The organism is Pseudoalteromonas sp. bablab_jr010 (assembly GCF_016464105.1).
Lineage (GTDB): Bacteria > Pseudomonadota > Gammaproteobacteria > Enterobacterales > Alteromonadaceae > Pseudoalteromonas > Pseudoalteromonas simplex.
The window spans coordinates 1-22,559 of record NZ_JACDWV010000195.1 but is presented as its reverse complement, the minus strand read 5'-3'; the positions used below and the strand labels follow the sequence as shown (position 1 = coordinate 22,559).

General features: G+C 42.0%; 20 protein-coding genes and 1 pseudogene. 8 read left to right on the top strand and 13 right to left on the bottom strand.

Annotated elements, in window-relative coordinates; translation table 11 throughout:
- Position 1 precedes the first annotated feature (1 nt).
- The gene (locus JIG37_RS19015; RefSeq protein WP_166341818.1) at positions 2-439 is read right to left on the bottom strand and encodes an MBOAT family O-acyltransferase; all 438 of its coding nucleotides are present in this window, start codon (positions 437-439) and stop codon (positions 2-4) included.
- 238 nt (positions 440-677) lie between these two features.
- On the opposite strand from JIG37_RS19015, the gene JIG37_RS19010 reads away from it, so the two are divergent.
- Together JIG37_RS19010 and JIG37_RS19005 are read left to right on the top strand one after the other, a co-directional pair.
- Entirely contained in the window at positions 678-1,052 is a 375-nt protein-coding gene (locus JIG37_RS19010; RefSeq protein ID WP_166341820.1) for a type II toxin-antitoxin system RelE/ParE family toxin, read from the top strand.
- A complete protein-coding gene (locus tag JIG37_RS19005) occupies positions 1,045-1,347 on the top strand; it encodes a DNA-binding transcriptional regulator (RefSeq protein WP_138600233.1) in 303 nt (100 codons plus the stop codon). The genes JIG37_RS19010 and JIG37_RS19005 overlap by 8 nt, the downstream gene beginning before the upstream one ends.
- 46 nt (positions 1,348-1,393) lie before the next feature.
- On the opposite strand, the gene hrpB is transcribed toward JIG37_RS19005, so the two are convergent.
- Entirely contained in the window at positions 1,394-3,814 is a 2,421-nt protein-coding gene (gene hrpB / locus JIG37_RS19000; protein WP_199530088.1) for an ATP-dependent helicase HrpB, read from the bottom strand.
- Between the two features lie 169 nt (positions 3,815-3,983).
- On the opposite strand from hrpB, the gene JIG37_RS18995 reads away from it, so the two are divergent.
- Together JIG37_RS18995 and JIG37_RS18990 are read left to right on the top strand one after the other, a co-directional pair.
- Positions 3,984-4,751 (top strand): transporter substrate-binding domain-containing protein, encoded by a 768-nt coding sequence (locus JIG37_RS18995; RefSeq protein WP_240921066.1) that lies wholly within the window; start codon positions 3,984-3,986, stop codon positions 4,749-4,751.
- Between the two features lie 195 nt (positions 4,752-4,946).
- Positions 4,947-5,144: a CsbD family protein gene (locus tag JIG37_RS18990; protein ID WP_138619436.1), complete on the top strand. Its 198-nt coding sequence runs from the start codon at positions 4,947-4,949 to the stop codon at positions 5,142-5,144.
- A 40-nt stretch (positions 5,145-5,184) separates the two neighbouring features.
- Here JIG37_RS18990 and JIG37_RS22950 read toward each other — a convergent pair whose 3' ends face one another.
- From JIG37_RS22950 to metA, 4 genes are all read right to left on the bottom strand, one after another.
- Positions 5,185-6,225 (bottom strand): GGDEF domain-containing protein, encoded by a 1,041-nt coding sequence (locus tag JIG37_RS22950; protein WP_199530087.1) that lies wholly within the window; start codon positions 6,223-6,225, stop codon positions 5,185-5,187.
- A 342-nt stretch (positions 6,226-6,567) separates the two neighbouring features.
- A complete protein-coding gene (gene metH, locus JIG37_RS18980) occupies positions 6,568-9,198 on the bottom strand; it encodes a methionine synthase (RefSeq protein WP_199530086.1) in 2,631 nt (876 codons plus the stop codon).
- 9 nt (positions 9,199-9,207) lie between these two features.
- Positions 9,208-10,275, bottom strand: coding sequence for a homocysteine S-methyltransferase family protein (locus tag JIG37_RS18975; RefSeq protein WP_199530085.1), 1,068 nt, complete (start codon positions 10,273-10,275; stop codon positions 9,208-9,210).
- Complete coding sequence (metA, locus tag JIG37_RS18970; protein ID WP_194442608.1) at positions 10,265-11,212, bottom strand: homoserine O-succinyltransferase; 948 nt, start codon at positions 11,210-11,212, stop codon at positions 10,265-10,267. The genes JIG37_RS18975 and metA overlap by 11 nt, the downstream gene beginning before the upstream one ends.
- A gap of 246 nt (positions 11,213-11,458) precedes the next feature.
- Between metA and ettA the strand changes: the two genes are divergently transcribed.
- The 3 genes from ettA to JIG37_RS18955 all read left to right on the top strand — a co-directional run bounded on the left by ettA (position 11,459) and on the right by JIG37_RS18955 (position 14,574).
- Entirely contained in the window at positions 11,459-13,132 is a 1,674-nt protein-coding gene (ettA, locus tag JIG37_RS18965; RefSeq protein ID WP_054562291.1) for an energy-dependent translational throttle protein EttA, read from the top strand.
- A gap of 114 nt (positions 13,133-13,246) precedes the next feature.
- Entirely contained in the window at positions 13,247-13,612 is a 366-nt protein-coding gene (locus JIG37_RS18960; RefSeq protein ID WP_199530084.1) for a PilZ domain-containing protein, read from the top strand.
- Positions 13,613-13,665: 53 nt separating this feature from the next.
- Entirely contained in the window at positions 13,666-14,574 is a 909-nt protein-coding gene (locus JIG37_RS18955; RefSeq protein ID WP_199530083.1) for a histone deacetylase, read from the top strand.
- An 81-nt stretch (positions 14,575-14,655) separates the two neighbouring features.
- Here the strand turns inward: JIG37_RS18955 and cyoE are convergent, their stop codons facing one another.
- The 6 genes from cyoE to JIG37_RS18925 form a co-directional block, all read right to left on the bottom strand.
- A complete protein-coding gene (gene cyoE, locus JIG37_RS18950) occupies positions 14,656-15,540 on the bottom strand; it encodes a heme o synthase (RefSeq protein WP_054554292.1) in 885 nt (294 codons plus the stop codon).
- A 141-nt stretch (positions 15,541-15,681) separates the two neighbouring features.
- Complete coding sequence (gene cyoD, locus JIG37_RS18945; protein WP_138600215.1) at positions 15,682-16,041, bottom strand: cytochrome o ubiquinol oxidase subunit IV; 360 nt, start codon at positions 16,039-16,041, stop codon at positions 15,682-15,684.
- Entirely contained in the window at positions 16,041-16,676 is a 636-nt protein-coding gene (gene cyoC, locus JIG37_RS18940; RefSeq protein WP_054554290.1) for a cytochrome o ubiquinol oxidase subunit III, read from the bottom strand. Before cyoC ends, cyoD begins: the two co-directional genes overlap by 1 nt.
- Positions 16,673-18,661 (bottom strand): cytochrome o ubiquinol oxidase subunit I, encoded by a 1,989-nt coding sequence (cyoB, locus tag JIG37_RS18935; protein ID WP_054554289.1) that lies wholly within the window; start codon positions 18,659-18,661, stop codon positions 16,673-16,675. The genes cyoC and cyoB overlap by 4 nt, the downstream gene beginning before the upstream one ends.
- A 2-nt stretch (positions 18,662-18,663) precedes the next feature.
- On the bottom strand, positions 18,664-19,578 hold the full coding sequence (gene cyoA / locus JIG37_RS18930; protein ID WP_054562298.1) for a ubiquinol oxidase subunit II: 915 nt from the start codon (positions 19,576-19,578) through the stop codon (positions 18,664-18,666).
- A gap of 235 nt (positions 19,579-19,813) precedes the next feature.
- Positions 19,814-20,233 carry a hypothetical protein gene (locus tag JIG37_RS18925; RefSeq protein WP_063706310.1) on the bottom strand — a complete coding sequence of 140 codons (420 nt, stop codon included), beginning with the start codon at positions 20,231-20,233 and terminating at the stop codon, positions 19,814-19,816.
- Positions 20,234-20,647: 414 nt separating this feature from the next.
- Between JIG37_RS18925 and JIG37_RS18920 the strand changes: the two genes are divergently transcribed.
- Entirely contained in the window at positions 20,648-22,003 is a 1,356-nt protein-coding gene (locus JIG37_RS18920) for a M14 family zinc carboxypeptidase (RefSeq protein WP_199530082.1), read from the top strand.
- Positions 22,004-22,215: 212 nt separating this feature from the next.
- Here JIG37_RS18920 and JIG37_RS18915 read toward each other — a convergent pair.
- Positions 22,216-22,559: pseudogene (locus JIG37_RS18915) on the bottom strand (transposase); the annotation flags it as partial.

Below are 22,559 nucleotides of genomic sequence, written 5' to 3'. Positions count from 1 at the left end.
ACTAAAAAAAGTGGCTCGTCAACCAATAGCTCAATACAATAAAGCTGATGTTGGCGAGCGCTCTTAACCACCAAGGAGCAGAGCTAAACTGGAGTTGGCTGTACTTGCTTACTAATACCAAAGCGCCCATCACAGTAAACCAAGGAGTAAAAAAGAATAGTGGCTTTAACTTCACTAAACTCACCGCTAAATCGTGCAACGCACCACTGACGGCAAAAGTAATAACAAGGGCACACCAAACCGGCATAATGTCATTGCAAGGCTTCATGACATACCGAGATAAGTAATAGCTCCACACCGGATTCCAATATCGCCAAAATAAATAAAACGAGCTAGCACCCAGCGAGCGTGTCAGCATATTGCGCAGCGAATCTTTATGCCCTAGGGGCACACCTGTGCGTTTTTTAACGTATTGAGCAAGGGAAATAGCTGCAGACACTGGCTTTCTCTTTTTACTAATGACTCAATTAGACTACTAAACAGCCAATAAAAGAGAAACCAAAACAGGGTTAGAAATTGTAACGGTTTATTTTATTCGTATTGGTTTTGCGCAGATAGATAGCTGGTAATCACCCATTACTTCTGCTATCAACATTAGAGGGACACCAATGAAAACCTCATTATCATTGATTGGCTACTGAGTGAAACATTGAAAGTGTACCCTAACGGAGTATACTATGATTTATAAAACAAAGGATTTTGTTTCGCGCACGAAAAAAGAAAGCCTGTCTGATGCTGATTTAATAAACGCTTGCAAAGAGATGTCAGCAGGCCTTTACGATGCAGACCTAGGTGGTAATGTTTATAAAAAGCGCGTAGCCATGGGCAGTAAAGGAAAAAGAACTGGTTATAGAACTATCGTCGGGGCGGTAATTGGTGATAAATATTTCTTTCTCTATGCGTTTGCTAAAAACGCTAGAGCTAATATAAATGCTAAAGAAAAATTAGCATTAAAAGAGTTAGCAAAAGAGTTTATTCGTTTTTCCCAAAGTGAACTTGAACAACTAGTCGATGATGGCGAACTTTTAATTGTAGGTGATGATCATGAGTGACATATTAAAGTCAGTTCACAAAACAGTGAGTGGATTAAAAAAGTCAGGAGTTATAGACAAAACGACGATGCGTAAATTTGACGCATTATGCCTTACAAGTGTTCATGAATTTACCCCCGAACAAGTTCGTAACTTAAGACTGAAATACAATCTCTCACAACCGGTCTTTGCTCAATACTTAAATGTCAGTGACAAGTTAGTTAAAAAATGGGAGCAAGGTGATAGCTCACCAAGAGGAGCAGCATTGAAAATGCTCACTCTGGCAGAGCAAAAAGGGTTAGAAGTAATCGCTTAAGCCTAATCCAAAGTGTTGTAATTTTGAGCATTCAGCTTCATTAAAATCACATCTTACTTTTTACTTTATTAGTCGCTTGGCTGGTTGCGGGGTTATCTGGCCAAAAATGTTTTGGGTAACGCCCTTTCATTTCTTTTTGCACATCGCGGTAACTTGTTTGCCAAAAGTTAGCTAAGTCTTGAGTTAACTGCAGTGGTCGCCGCGCTGGTGATAATAGCTCCATTAATAATGGCAATTTACCTTGTGCCAGCAAAGGCGTGCTGGTCATGCCATACACCTCTTGCATGCGCACACTTAGCTTCGCAGGACCATCTAGCTGATAGGTCACTTTTACATTTGAACCACTTGGCACCGTTAATCGTAAGGGGAGCAATTCATTCAATAAACTTTGCTGCTGCCAATCAAAACAGCTTTTAATTGCTTCGCTGTAATTGAACTTTTTTAATTGCTCAAGGTTTTTAATATCATCCAAATAAGGTGCAAGCCATTGGTTATCGGCAATTAATTCATCGTGATTTAAAAGCGGGAATGACTCTGGTAACAGCTTACTTGCCAAGCTCATTCGAATAAGTAACTGCTCACTATCGGGCTGTTCATTAAATAACGAAAAGCCCTGCTTACTAAATAAGTTTAACCACGCTTTAGTGCGCTCGCTCTTATCTAGGGGCTGTTTACTTGGTTGACTCGCTATGGTGATAGCACCGAGCTTGAGCTCATCTTGATGGATAAAGCGCCCTGCTTTTTCATCGTATTCGCAGCGAGTTTGCTCAGTAAATAAATGCGAAAGATCATCTTCTAGCTCACTTGGCATAAAGGCAACAGCAGCAAAAACACGGTTTCCCTTATGGCCGCCCATATGCGCAATAGCAATATAATCATCGTTATGCCAAAACTCCTCACTTAAATCGGCGCCTGCACCATTGGCAAGTAAATAACCATTACCGCGCTTTTTGGCTAGGCGATCAGGAAAAGCAAGTGCCACCAGCAGCGACAAGTACTCTGTTTTAAGCTCATTAACCGGCTTGAGTTGCAAGCGCGATAGCCAATAATTTAATTGCTGCTTAAATACTGGGTGTGGTTTGCTGTGCTGACTATGTAATGCCAAATTAAGATCAGCTGGCATACTAATGCGGCTTTCAAGCAGCGCCGTTAAATACCCCGCTAATACATAAATACCAGGCATGCGCTGATCCAGTTGCTTTGCCTTAATGAGCATGTGCGAGAGGCGAATATCGGCTCCATAACTCAGCATTTGACTGCCAAGGGGTGTTAGCTTTTCATTTTTATCAATGGCTTCGAGCATTTTCAAAAGTGCCGTTGCCTGTTTAATTTGCTGGTTACTAGGTGAGTCGAGTAAGCTAAGCTCAGCAAGTGATGCCCCCCACTGCTTTGCCTCTAATAACAACTGACTAATATCACTGGTCAGAATTTCTGGCGCATCATGACTGTTACGGCGCTCAAAGGTTTGCTTAGAGCCTAAACGATACACAACCCCCGGCTCAATTCGCCCAGCACGACCAGCGCGCTGTATGGCAGAAGAACGAGAAATACTCTGCGTAACAAGCTCTGTAACACCGGTTTTTAAATTAAAATTGGCAGCACGGCGTTTGCCGCTATCAACCACAATGCGTATTCCTTCAATGGTCAAACTGGTTTCAGCGACATTGGTGGTTAGTACCACTTTGCGTTTGCCATTTTTAGCGGGCGCAATAGCAGCTTGTTGCTCTTTTTTATTTTGCTCACCATACAGGCTAAATACTTCAACGCTATCATTTAAATCATTTAAAGACTGCTGAACGCGCATGATTTCACGCTGTCCAGGTAAAAACACTAAAGCACTGCCCGATTGCTCACTAAGCGCCTGTTTTATTACTGCAGGTATGTCATCGAGCCAACGGCTTTCGTCTTTAAGTGGAATATACACTTCATCAATAGGGTAGCTTCGACCTTGTGATGAAATAATAGGACAGCTGAAAAACTCACTGTAACGTTCGCCATCTAAGGTTGCCGACATCAGCAATATTTTTAAATCATCGCGAAGTGCTGCCTGTGTTTCGAGGGCAAATGCCAAAGCCGTATCTGCGGCAATTGAGCGCTCGTGAAATTCATCAAAAATAAGTAAGTCTACATCACTAAGCTCTGGGTCATTTTGCAACATACGCGTCAGCATGCCTTCCGTGACAATTTCGAGTTTAGTTGTAGAACTTACTTTTGATTCGCCACGAATGCGTAAGCCGACACTGTCACCGACTATTTCATTCTGCTGACTTGCCAAATACTGGGCAATATTGCGTGCGGCCAGTCGTCTTGGCTCTAACATAACAATGCGTTTAAAGTGCCCTTCGCGCATTAAGGTAAGAGGCAGCCATGTTGATTTACCCGCTCCCGGTGGCGCTTGCAATAAGGCCATTGGGTTACTCTGTAATGTGGTTAACAGGGATTGATAAATATCTTGAACTGGCAGCACGTTAGGTATCTCTTACTTTCTTTTCACGCATTGTATCAAAAAACTAAAAATTGCGATGGCTATAGGCTTATTTTCTATTTCGGGCTTTAAAAGTGAAAACATTGCATTCTGCCAGTTTAGATTTATTCTTGATTAAACGACCGCACAAAAGTCAGAATAAGGAATAAACTTGTTCAGGATTTACACCCGTATTTTAATCACCTTGCTATTTTTAGCTTTACCGCTTCAAAAAGCATATAGCCAGCAAAAGATTACGGTTGCACTTGGCAATACACTTCCACCTTGGGTGATGGCTGAAGACAACACAGGCATTATTCCTGACTTACTTCGCGCGACACTGGGTGCTCAAGGTTATCAACTACAATTCGTCTACGTGCCTTATGCAAGACGGATCCTTTTATATAATGAAAACTTAGTTGATGTAGTATCTGATATAAACAATAAAGTTATTGAAGCTAATCAAATGAGCGGTTACTTTTCAGATATTGCTTACAACTATGAGAACTTTGCGTTTAGCCTAGCCAAGCGAAATTTCGACCTCAAGTCCATCGCCCAACTAAAACATCATACCGTGCTATCTTGGCAAGGTGCTAAAGCGCGACTTTCACCTGAATATCGCGACATGGCAAAAGAAAACCCTAATTACTCAGAAACATACGACCAATCAACCCAAGTACGGCTTTTATATCGTGAACGGTATGAAGTGATCCAAATGGACGGAAAAATTTTTGACTACTACCGAGCGTTAATTACAAAACATGAGGAGGTTGATGTGTCTGAACCGGTGCAGCGGTTTGCTTTGTTCGGCAAAAGCCCCAATGGTTTTTTGTTTCATGATGAAGCCTTAAGAGACCGGTTTAACGAGAGTTTACGTAAACTAAAATCAACTGAAGAATACACGCGGATAATCAATCGCTATACCTCTAAGAGCCACTAAGTATCTAAAACTAGCGCAACAGAAAATATTACAGGCTGATTCTAAAAACTACGTAGTAATTGCAAACTTTTAAATTCCACTCATTAGATTTAAAAACATAAAACAACTACAAATCAATAATTTAACAAGTTTCACCAAATTGGTACAGCGATTGCTCTTACTAAGGTGAATGTTTAACAGAGTAAGGAGATTATGATGAACAGCGATCGTTTAGAAGGCAACTGGAAAGAGCTTAAAGGTAAAGCACAACGTAAATGGGGTGACCTTACCAATGATGATTTAGATAAAATTGAAGGTAGCCGTAAAGAGCTGGTTGGTAAACTTCAGCAAAAATACGGTAAATCAAAGGAAGAAGCTGAACGTGAAGTCAGCGACTTTGAAAAAAGCCATTAATTTGAGCAATCAATAAAGCCGCTAATTGCGGCTTTATTTATCAAGCAGGCTCATGCTTTGCTAAATCTACTTCAGCAACCGTTTGATTTTTACCTTGTGATTTAGCGCGGTAAAGTCGTTTATCAGCAATGTTTAAGCAATGATCCATGCTCTCATCAGCGACGCGCACGTACAGGCCAATACTTAAGGTGACATGAAACCGGTGCTGGTCACTCGTAAATGGCTTTTCAGCGAGCTTCTTATGGATTTTTTCAGCGACTTTTCTGGCTCTAAGCTCATGCCCTGTTGGGATCACAATTAAAAACTCTTCGCCGCCCCAACGGGAAATAACATCTTCTTCTGTGCACACGTTTTTAAATACATCAGCGAAAAATATTAGCACCTCATCGCCCACTTGATGACCGTAGGTGTCGTTGATTTGCTTAAAGTTATCAACATCCATCAGCAAGAACACAGCTCCTTCGCCAAAGTGCTTATCTTGCAAACATTCGGTTGCGTAGCGACGGTTAGCGAGTTCTGTCATCGCGTCAGTGCGAGCCAGCTTTTGATTAAGTTTAAGTTGCTCCATTAACTGCAAACTGTATTTGTTGCGATAATATTCGTAGAAGCCAGCCAAAATACATAAAATAGAGAAGCACAGCATGACCCGTGTAGGAAAATAATGACTCGGATAGCTGTAGTAACCAAATCGATCGGTAAAGTAGAAAAGCACCGAGATAATAATGGCAAGCAAGATAAGATCAAACGCTCCGCGCTTTAAACCACGAATAAAAAAGGTCACAGGAGATACAATAAACAACCACAATGGCCCAGTGCCATTACTACCCCCAGAGACAATTAAAAAACACATCATCGAATAGAGAGCGTAAAGCATAAGTACTGCGATGGTTTCGTCACGATTTTTAATGACAAAAGGTGAGGCAAACACAAAGCCGCCAATAATTAATAAATAGCTAAGGGCATGGTAACCATCTTGATAGCTGGTGATCGCCATTAAAAACGAGGTGATTGAACCAATAAATGCAAAAACACGTAAAAATCGTGCTTTATCTTTGTCACTTGCATTCACTGTATCAATCACAATTTCACCTTAGATTTTTTGATCAATCTCAACAATACCAATCCGCAATAATACTTAATCATTTTGAGGGATTAAACCTGTCGCTACCTGCGTTAAAAATTTCTGATTTAGAACAACTAAATAACGAAATTTTTGCCTTGTTATCAACGAGGTTTCATTGCCTCAAAATAGACCACTTTATTAAGCGAATTGGTATCACTTTAACACAAATATTTAAAATAGAAGGAATTTGCCAGTATTAAAGCAATTAAAAAGATAAAAGTATGATAAAAAATGAGCATAAAAAAACGAGCCATTTGGGACTCGTTTTTAATTTAAACAAAAGCTAATAACTAAAGGTTATTATTCTGGTTCATAGCCCAAATTAGGCGACAACCAACGCTCAGCTTCTGCAAGAGTCATGTTGGTACGCTTAGCGTAATCTTCTACCTGATCTTGTTGAATTTGCGCCACTGCGTAGTACTTAGCTTCAGGGTGAGAGAAATACCAACCGGAAACCGCCGCACCCGGCCACATTGCATATGAACTGGTTAGCTTCATGCCGATACGTTGCTCGGTATCAAGTAACTGCCAGATTTTCTTCTTCTCTGTATGTTCAGGACAAGCAGGATAACCTGGCGCTGGGCGAATACCTTGGTAGTTTTCACGAATAAGTTCATCGTTCGATAGATTTTCATCTACCGCATAGCCCCAATACTCTTTACGCACTTGCTCATGTAAGTACTCTGCAAATGCCTCAGCCAAACGGTCTGCAACGGCTTTAACCATGATCTTATTATAATCATCTTGCTTCGCATCGAAGGCATCGGCAAGGTCGTCTTCTTCAAGACCACCAGTAACCGCAAACGCACCAAAGTAATCAGGAGTGCCTTTTGGCGCAATATAATCAGCTAAACAGTAGTTAGCAAAGTCGGTTTTTTCCGTTTGCTGACGTAAATGACACGATGTAGTTAAAAGCGTTGTACGCGACTCATCGGTGTAAATCTCAATGTCATCCCCTACTCGGTTTGCAGGGAATAAACCAATGACACCTAGAGGTTGCAGCGCACCTGATTGCTCAAGCTCATCAAGCATTGCATTAGCATCAGCGAATAAGCTTTTAGCTTGTTCACCTACAATTTCATCTTCAAGAATACGTGGGTACTTACCAGCAATTGACCACGTCATGAAATAAGGAGTCCAGTCGATGTACTGTCTTAACGTCGCAATCGAAACATCTTTAAACTCAGTCACACCCAGTTTTTTCGGCACAGGTGGTGTGTAGTTGTCCCAATCAAGTTTTACAGCGTTGTCGCGAGCACGCTGTAAAGTAACAGGTTTTGAGCGCGGCTTTTTACGTGCTTGTTGTTCACGTACTTTTTCATACTCAGCCTTGGTTTTCTCTAAAAATGCTGGCTTTAACTCTTTCGACAATAAATTAGAAACCACACCTACAGCGCGGCTGGCGTTATTGACATAAACCACACCTTTATCATACTGAGGCTCAATTTTAACCGCAGTATGCGCTTTAGAGGTTGTTGCACCACCAATCAGTAACGGTAATTCAAAACCACGACGGGTCATTTCTTTGGCAACATGCACCATTTCATCAAGTGATGGGGTAATAAGCCCTGATAAACCAATAATGTCGGCTTTTTCGTCAATGGCGGTTTGCAAGATTTTCTCTGCCGGCACCATCACACCAAGGTCGATAACTTCGTAGTTATTACATTGCAGTACCACGCCTACAATATTCTTACCAATGTCGTGTACGTCGCCCTTAACGGTTGCCATAACCACTTTACCGTTGGTTGCGCCCTCTTCTTTTTCAGCTTCAATGAAAGGGTCAAGATAGGCAACGGCGCGCTTCATCACACGAGCTGACTTAACAACCTGAGGTAAGAACATTTTACCCGCACCGAATAAGTCACCTACTACGTTCATGCCGTCCATAAGCGGGCCTTCGATCACTTCGATAGGCTTAGCTTTGCTCTTGCGGCACTCTTCGGTATCTTCGTCGATGTACTCGGTAATGCCTTTTACTAGCGCATGTTCAAGGCGCTTTTCGACAGGCCAAGTGCGCCATTCTAAGTCTTCAACTTTCTCTGCTTGCGCCATACCTGAGTATTTTGGTGCAAGTTCAACAAGTCGCTCACCGGCACCTGGGTCGGTATTGAGGATCACATCTTCTACAGCTTTGCGCAGCTCGTCGGGAATATCATCGTAAACCGCTAATTGACCTGCATTTACAATGCCCATGTCCATACCCGCTTTAATCGCGTGGTATAAAAACACAGAGTGAATAGCTTCACGTACTGGGTTATTACCTCGAAACGAAAACGACACATTCGATACACCACCCGACACTTTACAGTGCGGTAGGCCTTGCTTAATTCGGCGCGTACCTTCAATAAACTCAACCGCGTAGTTATCGTGCTCTTCAATGCCCGTTGCGACGGCAAAAATGTTCGGGTCAAAAATAATATCTTCTGGCGGAAAGCCAATATCTTCAACGAGTATTTTGTAACTGCGCTGACAAATCTCGAACTTACGATCAGCGGTTTCTGCTTGCCCTGTTTCATCAAACGCCATTACAACCGCAGCAGCACCAAAGCGTTTAATTAGCTTAGCTTGGCGGATGAACGGCTCTTCACCTTCTTTAAGTGAAATTGAGTTAACAATGGCCTTACCTTGAATACACTTTAAGCCTGCTTCAATCACTTCCCATTTAGACGAGTCGACCATGATAGGTACTTTTGAGATATCAGGCTCTGAGGCAATTAAGTTTAAAAACTTTACCATCGCCGCTTTCGAGTCCAACATGGCTTCATCCATGTTGATATCAATTACTTGCGCGCCATTTTCTACTTGTTCACGGGCAACATCGAGAGCGGTCTCGTAATCTTCTTCCATGATCAAGCGCTTAAACTTAGCCGAGCCTGTTACATTGGTACGCTCACCGACGTTAGTAAATACAGCAATTTGGTCAGTCATGTCGGTTTCCTAGTTTAAGTTACACGCTTCAAGGCCCGATAAGCGCATACGCACTTCAAGCTCAGGTAATTGGCGAGGTTTAACACCTTCAAGGCCTTTCGCAAACGCCTTAATATGAGCCGGAGTGGTGCCACAACAACCACCTACAATATTGATAAAGCCAGACTTGCCCCAATCAATAATTTCTTGGGCCATTTCAGGAGCTTCTAAATCATATTCGCCAAACTCGTTCGGTAAACCTGCATTTGGATGCACCGAGGTAAAGGTTTCACAAACGCGCGATAACTCTTCAACATACTGGCGCAGTAAGTCAGGGCCAAGGGCGCAGTTAAGGCCGATTGATAGCGGTTTGATATGACGAATTGAGTTATAAAATGCTTCTGTGGTTTGCCCTGATAAAGTTCGGCCTGAGGCATCGGTAATGGTGCCTGAGATCATCACAGGTAAACTACGACCAGCTTGCTCGAAAGCTTCTTCTACGGCAAACGAAGCCGCTTTAGCATTAAGGGTATCAAAGATGGTTTCTATTAAAATAAGGTCAGCACCACCTTCCATCAGTGCCAATGTTGACTCAACGTACGCCGCCACCAGCTTATCGAAGTTGATATTACGGTAACCCGGGTCGTTTACATCTGGAGAGATAGAGCAGGTTTTTGATGTTGGTCCAAGTACACCGGCTACATAACGCGGTTTGCTAGGATCGCTTGCTTCAAGTTCATCACACACGCTGCGTGCAAGCTTCGCTGACTCGAAGTTGATTTCGCGGCTAAGGCTCGCCATGTCGTAATCTTCCATCGAAATAGTCGTGGCATTAAAGGTATTCGTTTCGATGATATCGGCACCGGCTTCTAAGTAAGCACGGTGAATATCAGCAATGATTTTTGGCTGAGTTAGGCTTAATAAATCGTTATTGCCTTTAATAAGTACATGCCAGTCTTTAAAGCGCTCACCGCGATAATCCTGTTCTTCTAATTTATATTCTTGGATCATGGTGCCCATCGCGCCATCGAGGATTAAAATTCGCTGTTTTAGCGCCTCGGTTAATTGTTCGCGTTTATTCACTGCATTACTCGGCATAGTTGTTAGTCCTTACATCTTGGCTAACTAAGTTAATATCATACGGTGTAGTTTGGTACACATAATAGTTTAACCAATTCGAAAACAATAAAAAGGCATGGCTTTGCCACGTTTTCGACGGTTCGTTGTCTGGGTTATCGTCAGGGAAGTAGTTTTCTGGCTTAGGCGCATCCGCTGATTTTTCTTGGTCGCGTAAATACTCCCCTTTTAAGGTATGAGCATCGTACTCTGGATGGCCAGTAATATACACTTGGCTGCCTGATTTATTTTTAATTAAGTAAGCACCAACTCGCTCTGATCCGGCTAACACCACCAGCTCTTCGCAGGCAGTGATCTTATCGATATCAATATGACCATAACGAGAGTGTGGCACTAAAAAGGTATCATCAAAACCACGAGTGAGTGCTGCATGGTCAAAATAACTTTTATGGGTAAATACGCCGCTTAATTTATTTGGTTTAAGTTCGCGCTTAAGGCCATAGTGATGATATAGACCCGCATGGGCCGCCCAACACGAAAACAGCGTAGACGTAACATGTTGCTCAGCCCAATCTAAAATAACTTTTAGCTCGTCCCAGTAAGCAACTTCGTCATACTCTAAATGAGCAAGCGGCGCGCCTGTTATGATCATGGCATCGTAGTTATTATCTTTCACTTCTGAAAAATAGCGATAAAACGTATCCATGTGCTGCTCAGAGTGACTACTGGTGCGGTGAGTATCTAAGCGCAACAGCTCAACATTAACTTGTAGCGGTGAATTAGCTAACAAGCGAATAAACTGCACTTCGGTTTCAACCTTGTTTGGCATTAAGTTTAAGATGGCCAAACGCATTGGGCGTATCTCTTGCGTTTTCGCGCGACTTTTTGGCATTACAAACACGTTTTCTTGGCGTAATTTTGCAATGGCTGGCAATTCATCTTTTACTGTAATGGGCATAGCTGGCTCCGAGCATACTTATCTGACTGCTAATTATGAACGGATAGTTAGAAATTTCAACCTCTAGATGTTTAGATGTCCAAATGAAGTGGTATTTCTGAGTGGTCATTAATTAAAATGTATGACTCTTTGAGTAAATAACACCTTGATGTTAAGCCTATCATAAACGCTGAATTCTGTATTTTGAGGTAGTTTGGGTATACAATACTTGCTGTTAATTTTTCTTATAAATTGAAGGCTCCTTTCATGGTGTTACCAGATAAGTTTATATTCTCGATGAGTCGAGTTTCTAAGGTTGTGCCACCTAAGCGCACTATCTTAAAAGATATTTCTTTACACTTTTTCCCAGGCGCAAAAATTGGTGTGCTAGGTCTAAACGGTGCAGGTAAATCAACATTACTTCGCATTATGGCTGGTGTTGACCAAGACTTTGAAGGTGAAGCTCGCCCTCAACCAGGCACTAAAATCGGTTACTTACCGCAAGAGCCTGTGCTAGACGAAAGCAAAACAGTTCGCGAAACAGTTGAAGAAGCAGTAAGCGAAGTTAAAAATGCACTAAACCGCCTTGATGAAGTATACAACGAGTATGCAATGGACGGTGCTGATTTCGATGCGCTTGCTAAAGAGCAAGGCGAACTTGAAGCTATCATCCAAGCGCACGATGGTCACAATATCGACAACGTGTTAGAGCGTGCAGCTGATGCATTACGCCTTCCACCTTGGGATGCAAAAATTGAACACCTTTCTGGTGGTGAGCGTCGCCGTGTTGCGATCTGTCGTTTACTACTTGAAAAACCAGATATGCTTATTCTTGACGAACCAACCAACCACTTAGATGCTGAGTCAGTTGCTTGGTTAGAGCGCTTCTTACACGACTACGAAGGTACCGTGGTTGCTGTAACCCACGACCGTTACTTCTTAGACAACGTAGCAGGTTGGATTTTAGAGCTTGACCGTGGTGAAGGTATTCCTTGGGAAGGTAACTACTCATCGTGGCTTGAGCAAAAAGATTTACGTTTACAACAAGAACAGAAATCTGAAAAAGCACGTCAAAAATCAATCGCGCAAGAACTTGAATGGGTTCGTTCAAACCCGAAAGGCCGTCAAGCTAAGTCTAAAGCACGTATGGCACAGTTTTCTGAGCTTCAGCAAAACGATTACCAAAAGCGTAACGAAACGAATGAACTATTTATTCCACCGGGTCCACGCTTAGGTGACCAAGTTATCGAAGTGAAAGGCCTGAAGAAGAGCTTTGGCGATCGTGTATTAATCGATGACTTAAACTTTGCAATGCCGAAAGGCGCTATCGTAGGTATTATCGGTGCCAATGGTGCGGGTAAATCGACACTATTCAAAATGCTAAGTGGTGAAGAAACGCCAGATAGTGGTGAGATCATTGTTGGTGACACTGTTGAACTTGCAACGGTTGATCAGTTCCGTGGCGACATGGACGAGAGCAACACGGTTTTCCAAGAAATCTCTAACGGCCAAGACGTATTAAAAATTGGTAACTTTGAATTCCCAAGCCGTGCCTATGTTGGCCGCTTTAACTTCAAAGGTAACGACCAACAAAAATTCGTTAAAGACCTATCAGGTGGTGAGCGCAACCGTTTACACCTAGCTAAGTTACTAAAAGCTGGTGGTAACGTATTACTACTGGATGAGCCAACCAATGACCTAGACGTTGAAACACTACGTGCACTTGAGAACGCTATTTTAGAGTTCCCTGGCTGTGTAATGTGTATCTCGCATGACCGTTGGTTCCTTGACCGTATTGCTACACATATTCTTGATTACCGTGACGAAGGCCAAATTAACTTCTTCGATGGTAACTACACAGAATACGAAGAGTGGTTGAAGAAAACCTTAGGCGCAGAAGCGGCACAACCTAAGCGTATTAAATACAAAAAAATTGGCTAATTAGCTGATACTCAAAAAGCCCCTACTCAGGGGCTTTTTTGTTGTATTAAGCTTTGCTATCACTCACTCCATTATGATCTATACTATTAAGTAACTAAAGTTGGAGATACAGCTATGAATGAACGCAGAGAGTTTTCGCGGGTATTATTTTCTTGCCCTGCGGTCCTTCGTATCGAAGATAACGACTATCACTGTCATTTACTTGATCTATCTTTGCAAGGTGCGCTCATTACTAAAAGTGATTCATTTTTAGTGCCTATTCATAGTAAAGCTGACTTAATCTTTACCCTGCCAGAGTCAACTATCGAGATTAAAATGCAAGTGGAGCTGTGCCATGTTGAGCATCAGCATGCAGGCCTTCGCTGCGAACATATCGATATTGATAGTATTACTCACTTAAAACGATTGATTGAGCTAAATCTGGGTGATGAGGCATTATTACATCGCGAGTTAGCTCATTTAATTCACGCGCCAGAGTAAACATTTGCCTTTAGATTCGTTATGCTGTAGCAAATTCAGCTATTTAATAAGCTATGCAGTTAAATCCCCACTTACCCTTGGTGTATCATCCAAATTACTCGTTTAGTTTCGATCCTAACCATCGCTTTGTGATGAGTAAGTTTGCTTATTTATATGAGCATGTGCAAAACCTTGGATTAATAAATGACAACCTAACTCAACCGATGCTTGGCAGCCCTGAGCCCCTTGAGTTAGTGCACTGTGAAAATTATATCCAGGACCTTTGGCACAACCGCTTAGATGAAAAAGCGATGCGCCGTATTGGCTTACCTTGGTCAAAAGAGCTGATGGCACGTACCTTTACTGCGCCTCTGGGCACCTTACAAACAGCACGCTTAGCTCTTAAACATGGCGTTGCTTGCCACTTAGCGGGAGGCACTCACCATGCTCATACTGATTTTGGCTCAGGCTATTGCATGGTAAACGACCTCGCTTTCACCAGCGAAACCCTGATAAAAAGTGGTGAAGTAACCAATATACTTATTTTTGATTTAGATGTTCATCAAGGTGATGGTACCGCAGCAATGCTGGCGCATCAGCCCTATGCTTATACCTGCTCTATTCACTGTGAAAAGAATTTTCCGTTTCGAAAATCAGCCAGCGATTTAGATATAGGTTTAGCACCGAATGTCGCTGATAGTGAATACCTAAGCGTTGTTGACGATACGCTGAGTTATTTATTAAACACCCTAAACCCAGACTTAGTACTTTATGATGCAGGTGTAGATGTATGGCAGCAAGATGGCTTAGGAAAACTTGATATAAGCTGGCAAGGGATAGCACAACGCGACCATTTAGTTCTCAAACGCTGCCTTGAGCACAATGTACCTGTCGCAACAGTTATTGGGGGTGGTTATGATAAAGATCATCGCCGTTTAGCGGCTCGTCATGGCATTGTAGTAGAGCAAGCTGCTCGATTTTAAAAACAACAAAGAAAAAAGGCCCGGTGGAGAAAAAACCGGGCCTTTGCTACTGTAACATTGGGATATGTTAGCAACTTTTTTCTAAGTTAAAACAAGTAGCTGTGGAGCTACCGAATGGTAATCTAAAGCCATTGCTATGCTCAAAACCGTGATGTTTACAATTGAAAAAGCAAACACTTGGCGCGCCCAGCCGCTTACATCAATATTTCGACGATAGCCACGAAGCGCCATTAGCAACCACCAAAAACTCGTTGTACAGGCTACAGCCATAAAGGCTAAACCTGTATAACCACTAATGGTTAATAACATCACAACCAACGCATACACGGCGATATATAAAACAATGTGATGCTTTGCCTTCTCGATCCCCTGCGCTACTGGTAACACAGGAATTCTGGCCGCTTGGTAGTCGTTATAACGAAAGATTGCAATTGCATATGAATGAGGCATTTGCCATAGACTAAACATGACCAATAAAATCACAGCACCAGCATCAAACTGCCCAGTTACGGCACAATAACCCACTACAGGCGGTACTGCGCCAGATAAACTTCCTACAAAGGTGCCGTACACAGAACGACGTTTCATATATAAGCTGTACACACCTACGTAGATGACGTAACCAAAAGTAGCAAATAAGAGTGCCACTACGTTGGTATACACAGCTAATAACCCGAAACCAATAACACCAAGCACGATGCCATGTGCCATAGCCGCCTTTGCTGACATTTCGCCAGTTACTGTGACGCGTTTGCGAGTGCGCGCCATAGCAACATCAATATCACGATCAATCACGTTATTGATCGCGCATCCTGATGCCACTACTAAAGATAACCCTAGTAAGGTTGCGATCATTAACCATGGGTCAATATCACCGCGAGAGGCTAGCAAGAATCCCCCCGCGACAGAGATCAAATTGCCCATGATAATGCCAGGTTTAGTGACATTTAAATAACGTCGAAACACTTCCTCGACTCCTCTAATTTTCAGCACAAACGCAATATTACGAAAGAAACTAGCTAGTAACAGACTGTAAGAACTGGAGACACAACCTCAGACTAACCAGCTCCTTTCGTAAATCTTTTACCAATTACAAAGTAATTGTTATTAGTACATCATCATGGCGTTCGATTCGTAGATGATCCACACCGACAAACCAACCACCATAACAATGATTAAAGCACTAAAGATAAACGACAATGAACTTGCCTTGCCGTCTTCAGTTTTGAAGTTTAGGTGTAAGAAATATTTCAAATGCACCCAAATTTGCACAATCGCCATGCTCACGATGCACCATGCAGTGGTCGTTTTAGAAAACGAACCACTCATCACAGCCCAAAATGGAATAGCCGTTAAAACCACTGACAGTAGAAAACCAATTAAATAGTCTTTAACGCTGCCATGTGATTGATCATTATGTGCATGAACTTCTAAGTTATTAATTACATGTGATTCACTGTGACTCATTACATTGCTCCCATTAAATAAACAACGGTAAATACACAGATCCACACCACATCTAAGAAGTGCCAGAATAAGCTTAAACAACTTAGGCGTGTCACTGTTTGTGGGTTTAAACCACGGCGCACAACTTCAATCATCAGGACAGTCATCCAAATAAGACCCGCTGTAACGTGAAGACCATGTAAGCCCACTAAAGAGAAGAACGATGTTAAAAAGGCACTTTGCTGAGGGCCATTACCGTGCGCAATTAGGTGATGAAATTCGTACACTTCCATACCAATAAACACTGCACCAAAGGCAAAGGTAACCAGCAACCAAGTTAACGTAGCCGCCTTTTTCTGCCCGTGAGCAGAGATCATCGCAAAGCCAAATGTGATACTACTAAGTAGTAGAGCTGCGGTTTCAACCGCAACAAAATCAAGTTCAAAAATATCTTTACCCGACACACCGCCAGCAGTGTTCATGAACAATACTGCGTAGGTTGCAAAAAATGATGCAAACAACAGGCAGTCAGTCATAAGATAAAGCCAGAAACCAAATACGGTGTTACCACCTGTATCGTGGTGCTCATGGTCGTGTGCATCGACATGACCGTGTGCGCCGTTTAAGGTGTCGAGTCCTGCAGAAATGCTACTCATGCATTCACCTCCTTCGTAGCGGCTGTGTTATGAGCCGTTTCTAGTTCAACAATTTCATCTGGTTGCACGTAGTAATCAACATCGCTGGTGTAACAACGTTTGATGAACACCACGATAGCACCCAGTAAACCAAAGGCTGCAAGCCACCAAATATGCCAGATCATGGCAAAACAGAAGGTTGTTAAAGCTGCGCTCATTAATACACCTGCCGATGTATTTTTTGGCATATGAATTGGGCTATAAGAGGCTTCTTGCTTGTAAGCTAAGCCTTTTTCTTTCATGTCTGTCCACGCATCGATGTCATCAACATGAGGGATTTTCGCAAAGTTGTAGTACTGTGGAGGTGAAGCAGATGCCCACTCAAGGGTATGACCATTCCACGGATCGCCCGTTGTATCATCAAGTTGCTCGCGGTTTTTGAAGCTCACTACAAGTTGTACAACTTGGAACAAGATACCGAACATAATGATCACCGCACCGCCAGCTGCAATGTATAACCAAATGTTCCAATCAGGGTTGTTTGTGTGGTTTAAGCGACGTGTCATACCTAAGAAACCAAGTACGTATAACGGCATAAATGCCACGAAGAAACCAATTAACCAGCACCAGAAAGATCGTCTGCCCCAGCTCTCGTCAAGTTTGAAGCCCATTGCTTTAGGGAACCAAAACGCAAAACCAGCTAAATAACCAAATACCGCACCGCCAATGATGGTGTTATGGAAGTGAGCGATTAAGAATAAGCTGTTATGTAATACGTAGTCAGCACCAGGAATAGCAAGTAACACGCCGGTCATACCACCGATAGTGAACGTCACCATAAAACCTAAAGTCCAAAGGACAGGCACAGTAATACGTAAACGACCACGATACATAGTGAATAACCAGTTAAACAACTTAACCCCGGTCGGTACCGCAATAACCATGGTCATAACACCAAAGAAGGCATTAACGTTAGCGCTTGAGCCCATAGTAAAGAAGTGATGAAGCCAAACGATGAAACCTAAAATCGAAATTGCACCACTTGCGTAAACCATCGACTTATAACCAAACAAGCGTTTACCAGCAAACGTTGAGATAACTTCTGAGAAAATACCAAACGCAGGTAAGATCAGAATGTAAACTTCAGGGTGACCCCATGCCCAGAATAAGTTGATGTACATCATCGCGTTACCACCTAATTCATTCGTGAAGAAGTGGAAATCGAGATAACGATCAAGCGTTAACATAGCCAGTACAGCAGTTAAAATTGGGAACGATGCTGCAATTAAGATATTCGCCCACGTGCATGCCCAAGTAAAAATAGGCATTTTCATTAATGTCATGCCTGGTGCACGCATTTTAAATACAGTCGCTAAGAAGTTTACCGATGTTAATAAGGTACCCAAGCCGGATATCTGCAAGGCCCATATATAATAATCGACCCCGACACCTGGACTGAATGACAACTCTGACAACGGTGGATATGCAACCCAACCCGTTTTCGCAAACTCACCAAAGAATAATGAGATATTGATTAGGATTGCACCGCCAGCAGTTAACCAAAAGCTAAGGTTATTTAAGAATGGGAATGCAACATCACGGGCACCAATTTGCAGCGGTAAAATGATGTTCATTAAACCAATCATAAACGGCATCGCCATAAAGATGATCATGATCACCCCGTGTGCCGTAAATATTTGGTCATAGTGCTCTGGTGGTAAGTAACCACTTGCACCGCCAGTAGCCATTGCTAATTGCAGTCGCATCATAATGGCATCCGCGAAACCACGGAAAAGCATGATAAGCGCAAGAATGATGTACATAACACCCAAACGCTTATGGTCAATTGAGGTGATCCAGTCGTGCCAAATCACGCCCCACTTTTTATATTTTGTTACTAAGCCTGCCACTAACAGACCTAAGACAGCAACAACCGTCATGGTAACCATGATAATTGGTTCATGAAACGGGATTGCGTCTAATGTTAATTTACCTAACAACGACATGATTATTCCTCGTCCTCGCTGTGCTTCTTATGAGCTGAGTGCTCTGGCATAGCGTGTTGCATTGCACCGTGAGAGCCATGCGCTTGCATATATTTCATTACGATTGAATGGAACATATCTTTATCTACGCTGGCATAGTATTTAACTGGGTCGTATTCACTTGGTTTTGCAAGTTCAACATAGCTTTGCTTAGTCAATGCAGAACCAGTATTTTTTACTTTGTTTACCCAAGCATCGAAATCAGCTTCTGTGGCTGTTGCAATGGCATCGAACTTCATACCTGTGAAACCTGCACCACTGTAGTTAGCAGAGAAGCCTTTAAAAGTACCCGGCTCATCAGCAATTAAATGAAGCTTTGTTTCCATGCCTGCCATTGAATAAATTTGGCTACCAAGCTGTGGAATGAAAAACGAGTTCATGGTGCTTTCTGAGGTGATCTTGTACTGCACTGGCACATTGGCAGGAAAAACAAGCTCATTCACTGTGGCGATGCCTTGCTCTGGATAAATGAATAGCCATTTCCAGTTCAAAGAAACAACCTCAACAGTAAGGTGCTTACCTTTACCCTCAAGTGGTTTATATGGGTCAAGTTGTTGCGTTGACTGCCACGTGATCACACCTAAAATCGCAACGATGATGATAGGAATGGTCCAAACTACAGCTTCAATCTTATTAGAGTGCGCCCACTTTGGAGCGTAAATTTCTTGATCTCGTCCATCACGGTATTTCCATGCAAAATAAATTGTCATGGCAATAACTGGAATCACAACAATCAGCATTAACACCGTAGCTACGATAATTAAATACTTCTCGTCGACACCAATTTGACCTTTTGGATCGAGTACCCCGCCTTTACAGCCAGACAAGGCCAGCACTAAAGACGCTAGAGCAATATTACAAAGGTTTCGAATTGACAAAGGAATATCCTACAACCTAAAAGTTAACACTTGTCGAAATAAGAACACGACGCTTTTCTGCAACAGATGCTACAGATATCCCTCGGCTGACTAACAAGCACGACAAATCGGCACGCTAAGAAGTGAGGGATTTTAGGTTGGCTGCTGAAATTTGGGCGTAAAAAACCCACTAGGTGCTTAGTAAAGACAACTTAGAAAAACGACTAAATGGCTGAACTTAAGCAACAAAGCTTATTTACAGACAACCACTTACACGAGGAGGAGCACGACAGCCATGAGCGCTGTGTACTACTAAAGACTTTATCGTTTCACGCGCAGCGAAGGCCGCTTTACGTAAAATGACACCTGCACGACGCGCAGGGAAGAAATGGAAGACCAACCAGCATAAACCAATAAGTAATTGGCAAGACACCACAGGGTAAGCTAAAAAACTCAAAACATTAAGCAACGGTGTTTCGTATAAAGCACCTTCACTTAATAAACTTCTTAGCCCGTGAGCATCTTCTAATGTACCGTTGATTAGCATGGCTGAATTAATCAGCAACAAGGCTAAAACTGACATTAGTTCTTTGCCAGCAAAAAACGCACGCGCAGCCAATTGCAACCTAGCTAAGCTAGACTGTTTGACACCTTGTGACTGATTAATTGCTCGCAAAACTCACGCCTTTTATCGCTTTTACTGCATTTTAGGTAAATGGCTTACCCTATTTTTTAATGCGGTAACATGATCTTCATCAATAAAGTTTCAGTAATTACTGAAATTTCGATGTGGAGTATAACAAAGTCAACAGACGGTACAAGTAGAATTTTACAGCACACGGTTAAGTATTGTTTAGCCATTTGATAATAAACTGTAAAAAAACAAACCTATTGAAGCTAAGTACTTAAAAGTAATACTGTATTTTATATAGCGTAAAGCTATGAAGAAAAAGAAAATAGCATAAAAATAGCGATTTAAAGCATACTTAGTCAGTAGCAATCGAAGCTTTAACACTGAACAAGGATTAGCCAAACCATTAAAAATATAATATTCTACATAATATTAAAATAAAGAATAAAAGAGATAATTATGCGCCTATATGTACTCGCCACAGCCCTTTTAGCACTAAGTACCAGTACACTTGCAAATACGATTGAAGACACCGCTGTAGCTGGCTTAGATAAACCTGCGATTTACTACGCCGATATAGAGCCACACTTAAAAAGCGCAGCAAAACATCCAAGCGTCACACTAAAACAAATCGGCACCTCTTTCCAAGGACAGGCACTTAATTCTCTAAAAATCGGCACCGGCCCAATCAAAGTGATGATGTGGAGCCAAATGCACGGCGACGAAAACACAGCTACTGCCGCACTAATGGATTTTTTAAGCTTTATAACCGCAGATGAAAACGCACAATGGCTAGAAAGCTGGCAACAAAAAGTAACTCTTCTCATTATCCCTATGGTGAACCCAGACGGCGCGGCAGCTCAAACTCGCCATAATGCACAAGGTATTGATTTAAATCGTGATGCAAAAGCCCTTCGCACAAAAGAAGGACAAATACTCATGACTGCGGCTGATGAATTCAAACCTGACTTTGGCTTTAACTTACATGATCAGAATGCCTATTACGGTGCCGGAAAAATGGGAGAACAAGCCACTATTTCAGTGCTAGCACCCGCCTATAATGAAGCAAGAGAAGTGAATAAAATTCGTGGTGAGGCTATGCAATTTATTGCTCATTTAGCCAAAACGGTTGAAACCATGATCCCAGGGCACTTGGGGAAGTACAACGACAGTTACTCTTACCGCAGTTTTGGAGATACTTTTTCAGAAAAAGGTATCCGAACTATATTAATTGAATCAGGTGCTTACCCAAACGACCCAAACCGACAAATAGCCCGTAAAGTTAACCGTGTTTTATATAAAAAGACTATTGATTCAATAACTTCACAGGAATGGAAAAGCGCTAAAATAGCCCAGTACCACGCTATCCCATTTAATGCTAAAGACAATTGGGTAGACTTACTAATAGATGATGTAACTGTAAAGAGTGAGCTAGGTGATTACCAGATAGATATTGCAATAAACAACAAAGGACAGTCACCCATAATTAAAGAATTGGGTGATATAAGCAGTATCCGTCAAGGTTACACAAGTTTGGATGCAAGCAGCCTAAGCTTTAGAACAGGTAACAGTTTTGTTTTAAATGAGTCTTTCACGCTGACAGAAAGCAAATACAAAGCGCTTTTAAAACAAGGGTATAATTGTTTTTCTGGCGACCTTAGTATGCTAGAAAACGCCACAACATGGCCTATTTACGAGTGTAAAAGTGTATTTACATCAATACCTTCACTTCATGCATCTGCCGCCTTTTTCTTACACGCCAACGGTAAAAATAAGTACGCTGTTTTAGGAGCTAAGCTAATTAATTTAGATTGAACACGATTTAAAAGGACAGGCACTGTTAAAAGTGCCTGTTAAACCTCCAAATACCTTAAATTTGTAACCTAAATTAATAGCTGAGTAGACAAACTATCCTATTAGCTTAATCTAACAATAGAAACCAAGATAAAAGATTTAGTTTTATGAGAATTGAAAGCACAAGTTAGCTGCAAGAGTTTGCAAAAATAAAAATTGAGAGAAATTTAAGATTAACTGGCAAGTAATAACTTACAGCTTGCTAGATTACTTCGTCGCTTACGAGCAGTTTTACTGCAATAACTTTCAATAGCATCCACTCGACCTGCGGCTCCATGAAATAAGTTTTCAAATTGAGTTGTTAATGTTAACCAGTTTTTAGCTTCCAAATTCAGCCTTTCAAGAATAGGAGGTAAATGATGCTCTATATATCCAGGCTTATCCGCGCTGATACAACGCCCAGTTTGCTCCACAAGTAGCAGGTATGACTTTAACTCAAAAGGTATTCCCTTTGATTTATACTTACTCATGCCACCAATAAAACGAGCTAGTAATTTAGGTTGCTTTGACTCCTTCG

Bases quoted from the DNA above. Each gene is read 5' to 3' on its own strand.
- JIG37_RS19010 (WP_166341820.1), top strand. From the start codon at position 678: ATGATTTATAAAACAAAGGATTTTGTTTCGCGCACGAAAAAAGAAAGC.
- JIG37_RS19005 (WP_138600233.1), top strand. From the start codon at position 1,045: ATGAGTGACATATTAAAGTCAGTTCACAAAACAGTGAGTGGATTAAAA.
- JIG37_RS18990 (WP_138619436.1), top strand. From the start codon at position 4,947: ATGAACAGCGATCGTTTAGAAGGCAACTGGAAAGAGCTTAAAGGTAAA.
- metH (WP_199530086.1), bottom strand. From the start codon at position 9,198: ATGACTGACCAAATTGCTGTATTTACTAACGTCGGTGAGCGTACCAAT.
- JIG37_RS18975 (WP_199530085.1), bottom strand. From the start codon at position 10,275: ATGCCGAGTAATGCAGTGAATAAACGCGAACAATTAACCGAGGCGCTA.
- metA (WP_194442608.1), bottom strand. From the start codon at position 11,212: ATGCCCATTACAGTAAAAGATGAATTGCCAGCCATTGCAAAATTACGC.
- ettA (WP_054562291.1), top strand. From the start codon at position 11,459: ATGGTGTTACCAGATAAGTTTATATTCTCGATGAGTCGAGTTTCTAAG.
- JIG37_RS18960 (WP_199530084.1), top strand. From the start codon at position 13,247: ATGAATGAACGCAGAGAGTTTTCGCGGGTATTATTTTCTTGCCCTGCG.
- JIG37_RS18955 (WP_199530083.1), top strand. From the start codon at position 13,666: ATGCAGTTAAATCCCCACTTACCCTTGGTGTATCATCCAAATTACTCG.
- cyoD (WP_138600215.1), bottom strand. From the start codon at position 16,041: ATGAGTCACAGTGAATCACATGTAATTAATAACTTAGAAGTTCATGCA.
- cyoC (WP_054554290.1), bottom strand. From the start codon at position 16,676: ATGAGTAGCATTTCTGCAGGACTCGACACCTTAAACGGCGCACACGGT.
- cyoB (WP_054554289.1), bottom strand. From the start codon at position 18,661: ATGTCGTTGTTAGGTAAATTAACATTAGACGCAATCCCGTTTCATGAA.
- JIG37_RS18920 (WP_199530082.1), top strand. From the start codon at position 20,648: ATGCGCCTATATGTACTCGCCACAGCCCTTTTAGCACTAAGTACCAGT.